Source organism: Micromonospora sp. NPDC049060 (genome assembly GCF_040649055.1).
Lineage (GTDB): Bacteria > Actinomycetota > Actinomycetes > Mycobacteriales > Micromonosporaceae > Micromonospora > Micromonospora reichwaldensis.
Map to the genome: position 1 here is coordinate 30558 of NZ_JBEZEV010000017.1, position 14313 is coordinate 44870.

At 71.8% G+C, this 14313-nt stretch carries 14 protein-coding genes; 6 read left to right on the forward strand and 8 right to left on the reverse strand.

Annotated features, from left to right (window positions below; all coding sequences use genetic code 11):
* Window positions 1-67: 67 nt before the first annotated feature.
* Window positions 68-1375 carry an MFS transporter gene (locus AB0B83_RS10200; protein ID WP_357577871.1) on the forward strand — a complete coding sequence of 436 codons (1308 nt, stop codon included), beginning with the start codon at window positions 68-70 and terminating at the stop codon, window positions 1373-1375.
* Window positions 1376-1538: 163 nt separating this feature from the next.
* On the opposite strand, the gene AB0B83_RS10205 is transcribed toward AB0B83_RS10200, so the two are convergent.
* The 5 genes from AB0B83_RS10205 to AB0B83_RS10225 form a co-directional block, all read right to left on the reverse strand.
* The gene (locus AB0B83_RS10205; protein ID WP_357577872.1) at window positions 1539-2192 is read right to left on the reverse strand and encodes an O-methyltransferase; all 654 of its coding nucleotides are present in this window, start codon (window positions 2190-2192) and stop codon (window positions 1539-1541) included.
* Window positions 2193-2201: 9 nt separating this feature from the next.
* Window positions 2202-2858, reverse strand: coding sequence for a nucleoside triphosphate pyrophosphatase (locus AB0B83_RS10210; protein ID WP_357577873.1), 657 nt, complete (start codon window positions 2856-2858; stop codon window positions 2202-2204).
* An 89-nt stretch (window positions 2859-2947) separates the two neighbouring features.
* The gene (gene mycP, locus AB0B83_RS10215; RefSeq protein ID WP_357577874.1) at window positions 2948-4117 is read right to left on the reverse strand and encodes a type VII secretion-associated serine protease mycosin; all 1170 of its coding nucleotides are present in this window, start codon (window positions 4115-4117) and stop codon (window positions 2948-2950) included.
* A gap of 1384 nt (window positions 4118-5501) precedes the next feature.
* On the reverse strand, window positions 5502-5981 hold the full coding sequence (locus AB0B83_RS10220; protein WP_357577875.1) for a hypothetical protein: 480 nt from the start codon (window positions 5979-5981) through the stop codon (window positions 5502-5504).
* Window positions 5982-6123: 142 nt separating this feature from the next.
* Window positions 6124-6333, reverse strand: a complete 210-nt coding sequence (locus AB0B83_RS10225; RefSeq protein WP_357577876.1) for an acyl-CoA carboxylase subunit epsilon — start codon at window positions 6331-6333, stop codon at window positions 6124-6126.
* Between the two features lie 92 nt (window positions 6334-6425).
* Here AB0B83_RS10225 and AB0B83_RS10230 point away from each other — a divergent pair, with 92 nt between their 5' ends.
* Window positions 6426-8363, forward strand: a complete 1938-nt coding sequence (locus tag AB0B83_RS10230) for a protein kinase (RefSeq protein ID WP_357577877.1) — start codon at window positions 6426-6428, stop codon at window positions 8361-8363.
* Window positions 8364-8454: 91 nt separating this feature from the next.
* Window positions 8455-8685 (forward strand): hypothetical protein, encoded by a 231-nt coding sequence (locus AB0B83_RS10235; RefSeq protein WP_357577878.1) that lies wholly within the window; start codon window positions 8455-8457, stop codon window positions 8683-8685.
* Window positions 8686-8783: 98 nt separating this feature from the next.
* On the opposite strand, the gene AB0B83_RS10240 is transcribed toward AB0B83_RS10235, so the two are convergent.
* Window positions 8784-9536, reverse strand: coding sequence for a GH25 family lysozyme (locus tag AB0B83_RS10240; protein WP_357577879.1), 753 nt, complete (start codon window positions 9534-9536; stop codon window positions 8784-8786).
* Between the two features lie 164 nt (window positions 9537-9700).
* Window positions 9701-10246 (reverse strand): Uma2 family endonuclease, encoded by a 546-nt coding sequence (locus AB0B83_RS10245; RefSeq protein WP_357577880.1) that lies wholly within the window; start codon window positions 10244-10246, stop codon window positions 9701-9703.
* Between the two features lie 101 nt (window positions 10247-10347).
* On the opposite strand from AB0B83_RS10245, the gene AB0B83_RS10250 reads away from it, so the two are divergent.
* The 3 genes from AB0B83_RS10250 (at window position 10348) to AB0B83_RS10260 (ending at window position 12523) form a co-directional block, all read left to right on the forward strand.
* Window positions 10348-11097 (forward strand): M50 family metallopeptidase, encoded by a 750-nt coding sequence (locus AB0B83_RS10250; protein ID WP_357577881.1) that lies wholly within the window; start codon window positions 10348-10350, stop codon window positions 11095-11097.
* 69 nt (window positions 11098-11166) lie between these two features.
* The gene (locus tag AB0B83_RS10255) at window positions 11167-11667 is read left to right on the forward strand and encodes a SigE family RNA polymerase sigma factor (protein ID WP_132233334.1); all 501 of its coding nucleotides are present in this window, start codon (window positions 11167-11169) and stop codon (window positions 11665-11667) included.
* Complete coding sequence (locus AB0B83_RS10260; protein WP_357577882.1) at window positions 11660-12523, forward strand: hypothetical protein; 864 nt, start codon at window positions 11660-11662, stop codon at window positions 12521-12523. Before AB0B83_RS10255 ends, AB0B83_RS10260 begins: the two co-directional genes overlap by 8 nt.
* A 109-nt stretch (window positions 12524-12632) precedes the next feature.
* On the opposite strand, the gene AB0B83_RS10265 is transcribed toward AB0B83_RS10260, so the two are convergent.
* Window positions 12633-14216, reverse strand: coding sequence for an acyl-CoA carboxylase subunit beta (locus AB0B83_RS10265; RefSeq protein WP_311414022.1), 1584 nt, complete (start codon window positions 14214-14216; stop codon window positions 12633-12635).
* Window positions 14217-14313 lie beyond the last annotated feature (97 nt).

Sequence of the window (14313 nt, forward strand, 5' to 3'; positions counted from 1 at the left end):
GACGCTGGGGGAGAGTTGCCTCTCACCACGGGCGGGGCACCGGCCCGGCGCTTGTAGCGTGAGGCCGGTGCCCCAGCTAACCCGTGACCGGCTCACCTGGCTGACCTACGCCCAGCTGGGACTGTGGGGCTTCTTCCTCTACGGCTTCGGGCCGGTCGTGCCGCTGCTCCGCGACGAACAGGGCACCTCGGCCGCCGTCGCAAGCCTGCACAGCACCGGCATCGCCGTCGGCGCGCTGGCCGGCGGGGCGCTCTTCGCACCCCTGGCCCGCCGCCTCGGCCGGGGCCGGGCGATCTGGGTCGGGCTGGCCGGCGTGGCGGCCGGCGTCGCCGCCCTGGGCGTCGTCCGCGCCCTGCCCGCCACGATCACCGCCGTAGCCGTGATCGCCGCCTTCGGCATGCTGGTGATCAGCGGCGTGTCCGTGGTACTCACCGACCGGCACGGCGCCGGCGCGCCAGCGGCGCTGACCGAGGCCAATGCCGCCTGCGCCGGCGCCGGCATCCTCGCCCCGCTGGTCATCGGCGCCAGCGTCGACGCAGGATGGGGCTGGCGACCGGCGATGGCCGTCGAGGTCGGCCTGATCGCACTGGTCGCGCTCGCCGCCGTGACTTTCCGCGTACGCCTGCCGCAGCCCGCCCCCGCTGCCGCGGCTCCCGGCTCTTCGGCTCCCGGCTCTCCGGCTTCTGGCTCTTCGGCTCCCGGCTCTCCGGCTCTCGACTCTTCGGTTTCCGGCCTTCCGGTTTCCGGCGGGGTCGCCTCGGGGGCCGGCGTCCACGGGGCTGGCCGACGCCTGCCGGTGGCGTACTGGATCGCCTGGGTGCTGATGGCGGTCACCGGCTCGATCGAGGTCTGCCTGTCGCTCTGGACGGCCGACGTGCTCCGCTCGCATGCCGGGATGGCGGCCGGCGGCGCCTCGGCCGCCGTCGCCGCGATCGTCTGCGGCATGTTCGTGGGCCGGCTCGCCGGGGGCCGGCTCGCCCTGCGGTACCGGCCCGTGCCGCTGCTGCTGGCCGCGCTGGGCGTGTCGCTGGCCGGGTTCGCGCTCTTCTGGATCGCGCCGGTCGGCTGGCTCGCCGTCACCGGCCTGGTCGTCCTCGGCCTCGGCAACGCCCTGCACTACCCGCTGGCGATCTCGATCGCGCTCGCCGTCGCCGGGCCGGCTGCGGACCGGGCGGCCGGCTATGCGTCGTACTCGATGGGGGTGGGCTTCGGGATCGCGCCGGTCGCGCTCGGCTGGGTGGCCGACGGCGTCGGACCGCACCTGGCCTTCCTGCTGCTGCCGGCCTTCATCGCGGCGGCTGCGCTGCTCGCCGCCCGCCTGGGCCGCGCCCTGCGCCCGGCCCCCGCCGACCTCCGATCCCCGACCCCCGCCTGACGCCAGCGCCCCTCGCGGATCTTGGATCTCCGGCGGTTCTTGCGTCCTCCGTGGATCTTGCATCCCGGTGGACCTTGGGTCCCGGTGGATCCGCTGGATCTTGGTAGGAAACGGCCCCTCCAGGGGCTGTTGCCTACCAAGATCGCGCAGAGGCCGGTCAGGGTCAGTGCACTCGGGCCAGGGTGAGGCCGTCGGCGATCGGGAGCATCACCGCGTCGACGCGGACGTCGGCGAGCACCTCGTCGTTGAACGCCGCGATGGCCCGGTCGTCGGCGTTCTGCGGGGCGATCACCCGGCCACCGCGCAGCACGTTGTCGACCGCGATCACCCCGCCGGGACGCATCCGGGGCACCAGCTCCGCCCAGTAGACCGGGTAGCCGGTCTTGTCGGCGTCGATGAACGCGAAGTCCAGGTGGCGCTCGTGGGGCAGCTCGCGCAGCGTGTCGCCGGCCGGGCCGATGCGCAGCTCGATCCGGTCGTCCACGCCGGCGCGGGCCCAGTACCGCCGGGCGATTCCGGTGAACTCCTCAGAGATGTCAAAGCAGGTCAGCCGCCCGCCCTCGGGCAGCCCACGGGCGATCGCCAGCGACGAGAGCCCGGTGAACGTGCCCACCTCGACGGCCTGCCGCACCCCGAGCAGCCGGGTAAGGAAGGTCAGGAAGGCGGCCTGCTCCGGTGCGACCTGCATCTGCGCGTCGTTCGGCAGGGCCGCGCGGGTCTCCTCGGCCAGGTCCCGCATGATCTCGTCCGGCGGCGCACCGTGCCCGACCAGGTACGAATGCAGTTCCGACGTGAGCGGGATCGACTTGGTGGTCATGAGCGGACGCTAACCGAGCGACTCGACCGTCTGGTTGCCGGGCGCGACCTTCGTCCACAAATCTGTGAGCCGCAGGTCCAACTCGGCGAGCAGGCGGCGCAGCATCGGCAGGCTGAGCCCGATGACCGTGCTCGGATCACCCTCGATCCGCTCCACGAAGGGCCCGCCCAGGCCGTCGATCGTGAAGGCACCCGCCACGGCCAGCGGCTCGCCCGTACCCACGTACGTGGCGATCTCGTCGTCGCCGATGTCGGCGAAGTGCACGACGGTGGAGGCGACCGCCTCGGCCCGCCGCCCGGCCTCGACGTCGATCAGGCAGTGCCCGCTGTGCAGCACACCGCTGCGCCCGCGCATCCGCTCCCAGCGCCGGGTGGCGTCGGCCTCGTCGGTCGGCTTGCCGAAGATCTCCCCCTCGAAGGCCAGCACCGAGTCACACCCGATCACCAGCGTCCGCTGGTCGTCGACCGGCCGCAGCCGGGTGAGTACCGCCTGCGCCTTCAGGCGGGCCAGTTCCAGGCAGAGCTCCTCGGCCCGCTCCGTGACCACGAGGGACTCGTCGACGCCGCTGACCAGCACGTCCGTCTCGATCCCGGCGGCCTGGAGAATCTTGCGGCGGGCAGGGCTGGCGGAGGCGAGCACGAGGCGGAGCGGCAAGGACTTCGGCACGTCGCCGACGTTACCGGCTGACCTGGACGACGACGTCTCGGGTGGGACGTGTCGACCCCTTCCACGCCCGTTCCCGTTCTCCGGGTTGCTCAGCGACTGACGCGGGGCGGCGGGTCGTCGCCCCGACGGTGCCGACGGGCGATGAGCGTCCACGCGCCGCCGGCCGCCACGATCACGCCGAGGGTGACCAGGCCACGGGCCGTCGCCGCACCGTTCCCGTCGCCCGCCGGCTCCGCTACCGCCGTCGTGGTCGAGGGGGTGTGGGCCGGCACGCTCGCCGTCGCCGATCCGAAACCCAACGGCGGTACGTCAGCCGTCAACGCCGCCACCAGGTCGATGACCCCGTGGCCGTACTCGTCGTCCCGTCCCGGAGGGCCCTTGTCGATCGCTGTGGCGGTGAGCCTGTGCGCCACCTCGGAGGCCGGCAGGTACGGATACTTGGATCGGATCAACGCGACGGCCCCAGCAACGATCGCGGTAGCGCCGGAGGTTCCCGTCGCCTTGCGGTACTTGCCGCCAACACTCGTGCTGTAGATATCGACTGCCGGAGCAGCTAAATCGACTTCCGCGCCGGTTGTGGATATGGCTGCATGCTGTCCAGCCTGATCTATCCCGCCTACCGCGATTACGCCAGGTTCCCGAGCAGGGTAAGCAACGGTTCTATCGTTCGGAATATTGCCAGCGCCGGCTACGACTACAATGTTGGACGCTAAGGCTTTCTTTACGGCCTGTGTCAGGCGTGGGCTAGTGTTTCCCCCGCTGGATACACTGATCACATCAGCGCCTTCAGAAATCGCGAACTCTATTCCTAGGGCTAGGTCGTCGGCGTCACCTAGATTGTCGGCCGATGACGACATGATCGGAAGGACCTTAGCCTCGGGGGCGATGCCGAGTGCGCCTGCGCTCGAGGCCTGGCCGTGCGCAGCTATTAATCCCGCCATCCCCGTGCCGTGTCCATTTCTGTCCTGCCGGCCGTCGCCACTACCGCCAGGAATGACATCTGTTCCGGCGAGCAGATTTTTGCGAAGGTCGGGATGTGCGGCAACGCCGGTGTCTGGTACGGCAACAACGATGCCTTCCCCGCGAGTTATCTGATGTGCTTGGCTTAACTTAAGCTCTCGCAGATGCCACTGGTCGCCTCGGATGCGGTCTACGCCGTGTGGCTGGTGTGCATGATTCAGGATTTCATTTCGAGCGGCGGGGAAAGTTAACATGGACACGCTTAGCGTAAGCGCGCCGAGAACTGCACGTATCCTCACCTGTTAAGGCCGATGGTCGGCCCTGGGTCTATCGGTCCCTCCTCATTGGGTGAACTTACGATCGGGGGGACCCCCTGATCTGTCTCCCATGGATGGTCTGGGTCCCAACGACGAGCTTGCTCGGTCTCGTGCCGCCCGCGACGTCCGGTTGCACCGTTCGGGCCGCCCATTCCCGCCGCATTTCCGAGCGGAGTACCTCCGATGGGGGGCATGCCCTGAGTAAGCCCAAAACCTCGGCTTCCGCCGGGTCGGGATCCCGCTCCGCCTGTCGGTGCTGTGCCCGCACCGCCACCGCCGATCAAACCCCCGATCGGATTCACTCGGCGTGGTTGATTGTGGCCCGCACTGGGTTGGCCAAGCCCCATGCCAGGTACTCCTCCGATCAATCCGCCAGGTGGCATGGCGCGATTCGAAGGTGGTTGCGTCGGGTGGGCTGGGCCGCTAGCGCCTCTCAGGTTCGGGCGCCCCAAGGGGCCGTGTTGCGGCGCTGTGGCACTGGGCCGACTGATTCCTGTCGGCAGCGGAGGCGTCGCTCCGCCCCCAGCAGGTGAGTTGGGTGGTGCGGGCGGTGTGGCGCTTGGAAGGCTAGGGCCGGCTGGTGCCGGCACCAACCCAGCGCCAGTTCCGCCCAGAATGGGACCGGTGTTCGGCGCGGTGGGGGTCTGGACAGGTCGAATAGGTCCGGACGGTGTGCGGACCGATGGTGCGCCGGTCGACGTCGCCAGCGGTAGCGGGATGATTGGCGGGATGGTTGGCGGTGGCCCGCCGCCGTATAGATCTGCGGATCCGGGGTCGGTTCCGGGCCGTGGTGTCCTGACGGGCGGGGGTTTTTGGAGCATTACTCGGGCGTGTTGGAGTTCGCCGCTGAGGCCGTACATGATGCCGCGCGCCTGGACGTTGAGGCGTTCGAGGTCCGCGTCCGTCACGGGGCGGTCGGGGACCCGGCTGCCCATGGCTGCCTTCGGGTCGGCGAGCGTCGCGTCGTACGTCTGCTTCTCCTGGACCTTGACGGCGTACGTCTCGTAGATCTTCTTCAGTTCCGTGCGGGTGGCGCTGATGGCCTGCGTGGCGGCGGAGAGCGCGGTGTAGTTGGCGCTGGCGGCGTCGTGTGTGCGCTGCACCTTGTCGATGAGCTCGTCCAGTTCGCGGACGTACGCCCGGGCCGCCTCGTTGGTCTCCGGGGGCCATGCCTCGGCGAGCCCCTTGCGGTATTCCTGGAGCCGGCTCAGGTGCATCCGGGCGAGGTCGCAGATCTTGCGCCAGCCGGCGACCTGCTTCCAGTGGTTGGTGGTGTCGTGGTCCTGCAGGCAGGCCCACATGCTGGCGACGTCCATCAGCCGCCAGTCGGTGAGGGCGGACGTGCGGCCGCCGGTGCCCCGTTCGATCATGGCAGCACCACCGGACCCTGTCCCCGTCCCTGTCCCGGCGCGGGTTCCGGCCCGGTGGGATCGGGCAGCATCGGCGGCGCGCCGCGAGGTGCTGTGGGGGCCGGGTTGGCGAGGGCCCGCTCGATGTCGGTCACGCGCGCGGCGGCGAAGGCGTCGGACCCGGTGTAGCGGGTGGCGACGGTGCCGGCGGCGACGGCCAGGTGGCCGGTGACGTCGCGGACGCCCCAGACCATGTCGGCGGTGGCCTGCTGGGTCTCGTGGTGCGCGCGCAGGAAGTCGACCAGCTCGATGAACGCGTCGGCCGGGTTGGGCACCGGTGCTGTCAGGTCCGCGGCGATGTACGACAGGTGCGGGGCGTAGTTGCGTTCCACTTCGGCCTGGAGCTTGTCGGCGAACTCGCGGAGCTGGCGGATGTCGGCCTCGATGCCGCCGTAGCCGCGGAGCCAGGACGCTGGACCGTCCTCCTCGGGGATCATCGGCCCTCCCTGCCCGTCACTGCGTCGTTTCCCTGAGTGAGGTTAATGGGTCCCGGGGGTGTCGGCAGCCCCGCCCCGGCACACACCGGCTGCCCTGCGGGTGTGCAGGGGCGCCGAGCTGCGGTGATCCGTGCGGAAAAGGTCAGCGGGGCAGGCCGGACGCCCGCCAGGCGCCGGGGCCGGCGACCGCCGCCGCGACGGGCCGGCCGGAGCGCGCCCAGGCGGACGCGGCGACCGGAGGGGTCGCGGCGGCCGGGCGGGACCGTACGACGATCGCGCCCACCAGCGCGGCCAGTTCCTCGGCGGTGGGGACCCCGCGGACGACCCGGAACAGCGGCTCTTCGGCAGACATGGCGTCAGCGTACGCGTCGGAGAGGTTGACCTGAACCGCACAGTGGCGTGCCGGCGGTGTGAGCGTCGTCGGCTCCGGGTACCGTCTGGGCGATGTCGAACGCGCTGCCCCAACTCGTCGCTGACCGATACCGGCTTCTCTCGCCGCTCGGTCAGGGCGGCATGGGTCGGGTGTGGAAGGCGCGCGACGAGGTGCTGCACCGGGACGTGGCGATCAAGGAACTCGTCCCGCCGCCCAGCCTCACCGACGAGGAGCGCCGCGAGATGCGGGAACGCTCGCTGCGTGAGGCCCGGGCCATCGCCCGGCTCAACCACATCAACGTGGTCCGCATCTTCGACGTGCTGCGCACCGACGGCGACCCGTGGATCGTCATGGAGTACGTGGCGTCGAAGTCGTTGCAGGACACGCTCGCCGAGGACGGCCCGGTGACGCCGGCGCGCGCAGTGGAGATCGGCCTGGGCGTGCTGGCCGCGCTGAAGTCGGCGCACAAGGCCGGCGTGATGCACCGCGACGTCAAGCCCGGCAACGTGCTGCTCGGCGACGACGGCCGGGTGGTGCTGACCGATTTCGGCCTCGCCACGATTCCCGGCGACCCCAACGTGACCCGCACGGGAATGGTGCTCGGGTCGCCCGCGTACATCTCGCCGGAGCGGGCCCGCGAGGGCACCGCCGGGCCGGAGGCCGACCTCTGGTCGCTGGGCGCCACCCTCTACGCGGCGGTCGAGGGCAAGTCGCCGTACGCGCGACCGTCGGCGATCGCCACCCTGGCCGCGCTGGCCACCGAGCCGATGCCGCCGCCGAAGAACGCCGGGCCGCTCAAGCCGGTGCTCAACGGCCTGCTGCGCAAGGACCCGAAGGAGCGGATCACCGCCGAGGTGGCGGAGAAGTTGCTGCGCCGCGCCGGCGGCAAGCGCACCCGCACGATTCCGCTGCTGGACGGCGTACGCCGGCCGGGGCCGAACGGTCCGCGTGAGCCGCGCCCGCCGCTGGTGCCGGCGCCGCGACCGGCCGAGGGCGGGGCCGACAAGCCGATCAGCCCGCCGGCGCCGCGCGCGCCGCTGGCGGCGGCCGCCGCCGGTGCCGCCTCGGCGTCCACCGCCGAGGACGCGACGGCGGCGCTCTCCTCGGACTCCGTGCCGACCGCGAAGGTCGGATCCTCCACCTCGGACGCGGCCCCGACGGCGAAGGTCGACCCGCCGAAGCCCGCGCTCGACGACACGAAGGCCGAGCCGGCGGTCCCGGCGCCCGGCAGGCCGGCGAATCCCACCTCGGTGATGCCCGCGCCGGTCAGCCCGCCGTCCGGCCGGGCGACGGTCGTGGCGTCCGACGGTACGAAGCCGAACAACACCCGGCGCAACGTCCTGATCGGCGTACTGGTGGCGCTGCTGCTGATCGGCCTGGTGGCGGTCGTGCCGATGCTGACGAGCGGCGACGGTGGGGACGGCGGCGGCAGCCCGCAGGCCGACCCGACCGGCGCGGCGACCTCGCAGGGGCAGCCGCCGCAGTCCTCCGCGCCGGCCCCGCCCACGAGCGCCGCGCCGAGCCCGACGCCGTCGGCCACCCCGTCGCCGACCCCGGACGCGCTGCCGGCGGGCTGGAAGCTGCACAAGGACCCGGGCGGCTTCACGGTGCCGATCCCGGCGAACTGGGTGCGCCGCAACGCCGGGCAGAACACCGTCGTCTTCGACGAGCCCAACGGTGTGGGCGAGCTGCTGGTCCAGTGGACCAGCAACCCGCAGCCGGACGCGCTGGCCGACTGGAAGCAGCAGGAACCGAACCGCAAGAGCCGCGTGAACAACTACCAGTACGTCGATATCACGAGCTGCGACGGCTACTGGAAGACCTGCGCGGACTGGGAGTGGCTGGAGACCCGCGACGGCACGCGGATCCACGTCCGCAACCGGGGCTTCGTCACGGCCAAGAACCGGGGCTACGCCCTGCGCTGGGAGGTCGCCGCGAAGGACTGGCAGGCCAAGCTGGCCGACTTCGACCGGATCGCCAAGGGCTTCGTGCCCGACCGCAAGGACTGACCCGCGGGATTCGCGCCCGTTGCGAGATCGACTCGCATGATCTTCCGCCGTACGGGGTATCTGACCTTCACGACGGAAGGGAGGGTACGACATGGGTTACCGACGGAGGGACGCCCGGCCCCGAGTGGCACTGTGGATGCTCGTGGCCCTCGGCGACATCGTCCTGCTGCTCGTCGCCGCCGGCCTGCCGCTGCTGTTCGCACTGCTCAGCGTCGTCACCGTCACCCTCGCCGGGGTGGGCGTCCGGCGCTTCGCCCGGCGGAACGCGCTCGCCCGCGAGAACGCGGCGACCGTGCCCGTGGCGGCCCGACGGCAGGTCTGACGCCCGCGAGAGCGGCGTGGCGGCAGCCGGACCAGTTGTCGACCGTACGGTGACAACCGATCCCGCTGCCGCCAACCGCCTCCCCAGGCGATTCAGGCTCAGGTGTTGTTGGCCAGCGCGATCAGCCGGCTCCGGTCACCGTTCCAGTGGTTGCGGTCGACCCCGCCGCTGATTCCGGCGACGCTGCCCCGGTCGGTGTACTGCCAGAAGCTCCAGAACGGCGCCCCGGCCGGCAGCGTGCCGACGGTGCTCGACCAGCGGGCGACCCAGAGCGGGTGGTTGGCCCAGGGGGCCGTCCAGCTGCCGGTGCACTGGTTCCACCAGCTCGTGGTGGTGTAGATGACGGCGTAGCGGCCGGTGCGGGAGCGGTAGGTGTTCAGGAAGTCCTGCACCCAGTTGCGCATGCCGGTCGTGCTCAGGCCGTAGCAGTAGCCGCCCGCGTACGGGTTTGCTTCGAGGTCCAGCGCGGCCGGGAGGGTGCGGCTGTCGGCCGACCAGGCGCCGCCGTTGGAGGCCAGGTAGTTCGCCTGTACCGCCCCGGAGGAGATGTTGGGCCGGGCGAAGTGGTACGCGCCCCGGATGACGCCGGCGTTGTAGGCGGCCACGTAGTTCGTGTTGAACCTCGGGTCCTTGTAGCTGGTGCCCTCGGTCGCCTTGATGAAGGCGAACTGGATGCCCGCGTTGCGGACGCTGGTCCAGTTGATGGCGCCCTGGTAGTGCGACACGTCGATGCCGGGCGTGGTGGCGGCCGCCGCGGGGGTCGCGGTCGCGACGAGCCCCGCCGCCGCGGTGGCGAGGGCCGCCAGGGTGGCGGCCAGCAGCCGCCGAAGGGATGTTCCGGTACGGGTCATGGATGCCTCCAAGGACGCCGGACTGAATTGACATCCATCTTTGGAGGTAAGTGCCCCTAATGGCAAGGGGAGCTAAGGAAATCTTCATGAACGGCGGAAGCCGGCCACCCCGGCGGCGGGTGGCACCGCAGCCGGCGAGCGGACCGGGTGAGGCGCTCTCCGCCTCAGCGCAGCGCGGCCGGGTCGACGCGCCACCGGATAGGCTCAGCCAGGCGGAACTCCTCGCCCGGCTTCGCCACCTGGTCCTCGACGTAGTGCGCGCCGTCGAGCCGGTGCAGCCGCAGCGAGTGGCCGGCGCCGTCCTGCTCCACCAGCAGGTACCACGGGATCCCGGCGATCGCGTAGAGCTGCATCTTGACCAACCGGTCGGCGGCCGCGTTCCCCGGCGAGACGATCTCGCAGACGAGGACCACCTCGCCCGCCTCGACGACGGTGCCCTCGTCGTCGGTGTCAGCCACCACCACGTCAGGGATGACGATGCGGTCGACACCGAGCCGGACGTTCACCGCCTCGAAGACCGCGAGGGCATCCGCCGCGCCGTCCAGGCTGTTGGCCAGCAGCCACGACACCCGCTGGTGCCGCTTGCTCGGGGCAGGGCTGACGAGCAGGCTCCCGTCGAGCAACTCGATCCGGTTCGCGGTCTCGCCCATGGCGAGGTACTCGGCCTCGGTCCACAGGCCGACGTGGGGTTCCAGGGGTGCCGCGGTCACCGGCGTCCACCTTCCGCTCCTGTCGCCACCGGACCAGCGTTCCAGGCTTCGGGCCGACGAGGACGCAGCGACACAGGTCGGGGCCGGTAGGCTCGCGCCCCATGGTGTCGATCGACGGGCTCGGCGGTCTCTGGGACAAGTTGTTCGCGGCGCAGCCGGACCCACCGCCCCTGCTGGTGCTGCTGACCGCCGCCGTCGCGCTGGTGGTCGTCTCCACCCGGCTGCCCTGGCGGATCGCCCGCAACGCCATCACCATCGCCCACGAGGGCGGGCACGCGCTGGCCGCCCTGCTCACCGGCCGCCGGCTGCACGGCATCCGGTTGCACTCGGACACCTCGGGGCTGACCCTCTCCGCCGGCCGGCCCACCGGCCCCGGGATGATCCTCACCCTGCTCGCCGGCTACGTCGCCCCGCCGCTGGTCGGGCTGGCCGGCGCGTGGCTGCTCGGCGGCAACCGGATCACCCTGCTGCTCTGGGTCGCCGTGGCGCTGCTGCTGGCCATGCTGATCATGATCCGCAACGTCTTCGGCGTGCTCTCGCTGCTGGTCACCGGCGGGGTGGTCCTCGCCGTCTCCTGGTACGCCGAGCCGCAGGTGCAGGCGGCGTTCGCGTACGCCGGGGTGTGGTTCCTGCTGCTCGGCGGGGTGCGACCGGTGGTGGAGCTGCAACGGCTGCGCTCGCGGGGTCGGATGCCCGCCTCCGACGCCGACCAGCTCGCCGGCCTCACCCCGCTGCCGGCCTTCTTCTGGGTCACCGTCTTCGCCCTGGTCAACCTGGCCGCCCTCGGCGTCGGCGCGCTGCTGCTGGCCGGCCCGATCCTCACCGAGGCCGGCCTGACGCCCGGAAATTGACCGGTCGACCGGGCAACCGGCGGCACCGTCCGACGCGTGTCCCCTGCGACCGTCACGGGGAGGTAGCAGGTGCCGGACGTCGACGGATTCGACGAGTTCTACCGGGGCAGCCGCCAACGGCTGCTCGGCTACGTCTACGCGCTGACGGGCGACCTCGCCGAGGCGCAGGACGCCGTGCAGGAGGCGTACATCCGGGCCTGGCAGCGCTGGTCGACGGTGAGCGCGTACGAGGAGCCGGAGGCGTGGGTGCGGGTGGTGGCGAGCCGGATCGCGGTCAGCCGGTGGCGCAGCCTGCGCAGCCGGGCCCGCGCCTACCTGCGCCACGGCCCCGGCGAGAGCGTGCCCGGCCCGGACACCGCCACCGTCGAGGTGGTCACCGCCCTGCGCCGGCTCCCCGAGGAGCAGCGCACCGCGATCGCCCTCTACTACCTGGTCGGCATGCCGGTCGCCGAGGTGGCCCGGCAGACGGCCGCCCCGGTGGGCACCGTCAAGGCCCGACTCTTCCGGGGGCGCGCCGCGCTCGCCGGGCTGCTCGCCGTCTCTGACCTGGAGGAGGCCGCCGATGCGTGACGAGACGACGTTCGTCGAGCAACTGCACCGCGACCTGCGCGAGGTCCGCTGGCCGGAGCCGGCGGAGATCCGCGCCCGGGCCCGCAGGCGCAGCAGGCGTACGGCGGTGCTGGCGGCGGTCGCGGTGCTCGTCGTCGTCTCCGCCTCCGCCGTGGCAGTCGGGGACCGGTCCGGGCGGCGGGGGCTGGCCCCGGCGGCGTCCCCGTCGCGGGCGGCGGCGCCGGTGGCCCGGGTCGAGATCCCCCCGGCGGCCCTGCTGCAACAGGACGACCTGACGGCGCGCAGCGGTCTGCAACTCAGCGAGGCCGGCCTGGGCGGGACCGTCGACGTGGGCATGGCCCTCCGCCAGTGCGCCACCAGGCGCGACAGCGGTGTGCCGGCGCAGGAGACCTGGGTGAGCCGGTCCCAGACGGTGCTGCGACCGGCGACCGGCGGGGGGCGGCTCGGCGACGTCCTGGTCGTCCAGGACCTGCACCGGATGCGGGACGACGGGGCCGCCCGGTTCTTCGACGGACTGCGCAGGCAACTCACCGTCTGCCGGGAGTGGCGGGAGGTGCGGTCGATCGAGTGGGGCGGCGAGTCCGTCACCGTCGAGGACGTGCACCGCTGGGACGTGCCGCGCCGCGACTTCGCCGGTGACGAGTCCCTGCTGCTGCGCCACTCCGTCGCCGCGACCCTCGACCCGGCCGACGGGCAGGTGCCCGGCCACCCGTCCACGCCGGACGCGACCGTGGTGGTGCGGGTCGGCGACCTGGTGAGCGTGCTGATCCTGGAACCGACCGCCGAGGCCGACCTGGTCCGCCTCGCCGGGCTGGCCGCGCGGCGCATGTGCGCCGCCGCCAACCCGTCCTGCTGACCGCCGCCCACCGATCGGGCGCCCCACCCCCGGTCCGCGCGATGTCAGGGCAGCCGTGACCTGCCACGGTCGACGGGGGACACCGCGCGGATCCCGCGGGGCAGGGGCGTCAGAGCGGGATGTTGCCGTGCTTCTTCGGCGGCAGGGTCTCGCGCTTGGTGCGCAGCACCCGCAGCGCGCGGACGATCTGGGCGCGCGTCTCGTGCGGCGGGATGACGCTGTCCACGTAGCCGCGCTCCGCCGCGATGTACGGGTTGGCGAGGGTGTCCTCGTACTCGGCGATCTTCTCGGCCCGCACGGCGGCCGGGTCCTCGGCGGCGGCCAGTTCCGAGCGGTAGAGGATGTTCACCGCGCCCTGCGCCCCCATCACCGCGATCTGCGCGGTCGGCCAGGCGAAGTTCAGGTCCGCGCCGAGGTGCTTGGAGCCCATCACGTCGTACGCCCCGCCGTACGCCTTGCGGGTGATGACGGTGACCTTCGGGACGGTGGCCTCGGCGTACGCGTAGATGAGCTTCGCGCCCCGGCGGATGATGCCGTCCCACTCCTGGCCGGTGCCGGGCAGGAAGCCGGGGACGTCCACGAAGGTCAGCACCGGGATGTTGAACGCGTCGCAGGTGCGTACGAACCGGGCGGCCTTCTCGGAGGCGGCGATGTCCAGGGTGCCGGCGAAGTGCATCGGCTGGTTGGCGACCACGCCCACCGGACGGCCCTCCACCCGGCCGTAGCCGACGACCATGTTCTGCGCGTAGAGCGGCTGGACCTCCAGGAACTCGCCGTCGTCGAGGACGTGCTCGATCACCCGGTGCATGTCGTACGGCTGGTTCGCCGAGTCGGGGATCAGCGTGTCCAGCTCCCGGTCCTCGTCGGTCACGTCGAGGTCGGCGGGCGCGTCGAAGACGACCGGCTCGTCCAGGTTGTTCGACGGCAGGTACGACAGCAGCGCCTTGACGTAGTCGATGGCGTCCTGCTCGTCCGCGGCGAGGTAGTGCGCGTTGCCGCTGCGCGAGTTGTGCGTACGGGCGCCGCCCAGCTCCTCCATGCCCACGTCCTCGCCGGTGACCGTCTTGATGACGTCCGGGCCGGTGATGAACATGTGTGAGGTCTGGTCGACCATCACCGTGAAGTCCGTGACCGCCGGGGAGTAGACCGCGCCACCGGCGCACGGGCCCATGATCAGGGAGATCTGCGGGATGACGCCGCTGGCCCGTACGTTGCGGAAGAAGATCTCGCCGTAGAGGCCGAGCGAGGCGACGCCCTCCTGGATGCGCGCGCCCCCGGAGTCGTTGATGCCGACGACCGGGCAGCCGATCTTCATGGCCAGGTCCATGACCTTGACGATCTTCTCGCCGAAGACCTCGCCCAGGGAGCCGCCGAAGACCGTGAAGTCCTGGGCGAAGACGCAGACCTGCCGGCCGTCGATGGTGCCGTAGCCGGTGATGACGCCGTCGCCGTACGGGCGGGTCTTCGCCAGCCCGAAGTTGGTGGACCGGTGCCGGGCCAGCTCGTCCAGCTCGACGAAGGAACCCTCGTCGAGCAGCATCTCGATCCGCTCGCGGGCGGTCTTCTTGCCCCTCGCGTGCTGCTTCTCGACCGCGCGCGCCGACCCGGCGTGCACCGCCTCGTCGACCCGCCGATCCAGGTCGGCCAGCTTGCCCGCGGTGCTGTGGATGTTGATCCCGGTCTCGGTAGTCACCCTGGGAATATAACGATGGTTCAGGCCACCGCCGCTGTGCAGTTCGCCTCAGCCGGGCCGCGACGTCCCCGGTCGGCCGGCCGGGGGCGGCCGTAGG

Excerpts from the sequence above, each read along its gene's own strand:
- AB0B83_RS10230 (WP_357577877.1), top strand. The coding sequence starts at position 6,426 with ATGTCGAACGCGCTGCCCCAACTCGTCGCTGACCGATACCGGCTTCTC.
- AB0B83_RS10220 (WP_357577875.1), bottom strand. The coding sequence starts at position 5,981 with ATGATCCCCGAGGAGGACGGTCCAGCGTCCTGGCTCCGCGGCTACGGC.
- AB0B83_RS10205 (WP_357577872.1), bottom strand. The coding sequence starts at position 2,192 with ATGACCACCAAGTCGATCCCGCTCACGTCGGAACTGCATTCGTACCTG.
- AB0B83_RS10235 (WP_357577878.1), top strand. The coding sequence starts at position 8,455 with ATGGGTTACCGACGGAGGGACGCCCGGCCCCGAGTGGCACTGTGGATG.
- AB0B83_RS10240 (WP_357577879.1), bottom strand. The coding sequence starts at position 9,536 with ATGACCCGTACCGGAACATCCCTTCGGCGGCTGCTGGCCGCCACCCTG.
- AB0B83_RS10250 (WP_357577881.1), top strand. The coding sequence starts at position 10,348 with ATGGTGTCGATCGACGGGCTCGGCGGTCTCTGGGACAAGTTGTTCGCG.
- AB0B83_RS10225 (WP_357577876.1), bottom strand. The coding sequence starts at position 6,333 with ATGTCTGCCGAAGAGCCGCTGTTCCGGGTCGTCCGCGGGGTCCCCACC.
- AB0B83_RS10260 (WP_357577882.1), top strand. The coding sequence starts at position 11,660 with ATGCGTGACGAGACGACGTTCGTCGAGCAACTGCACCGCGACCTGCGC.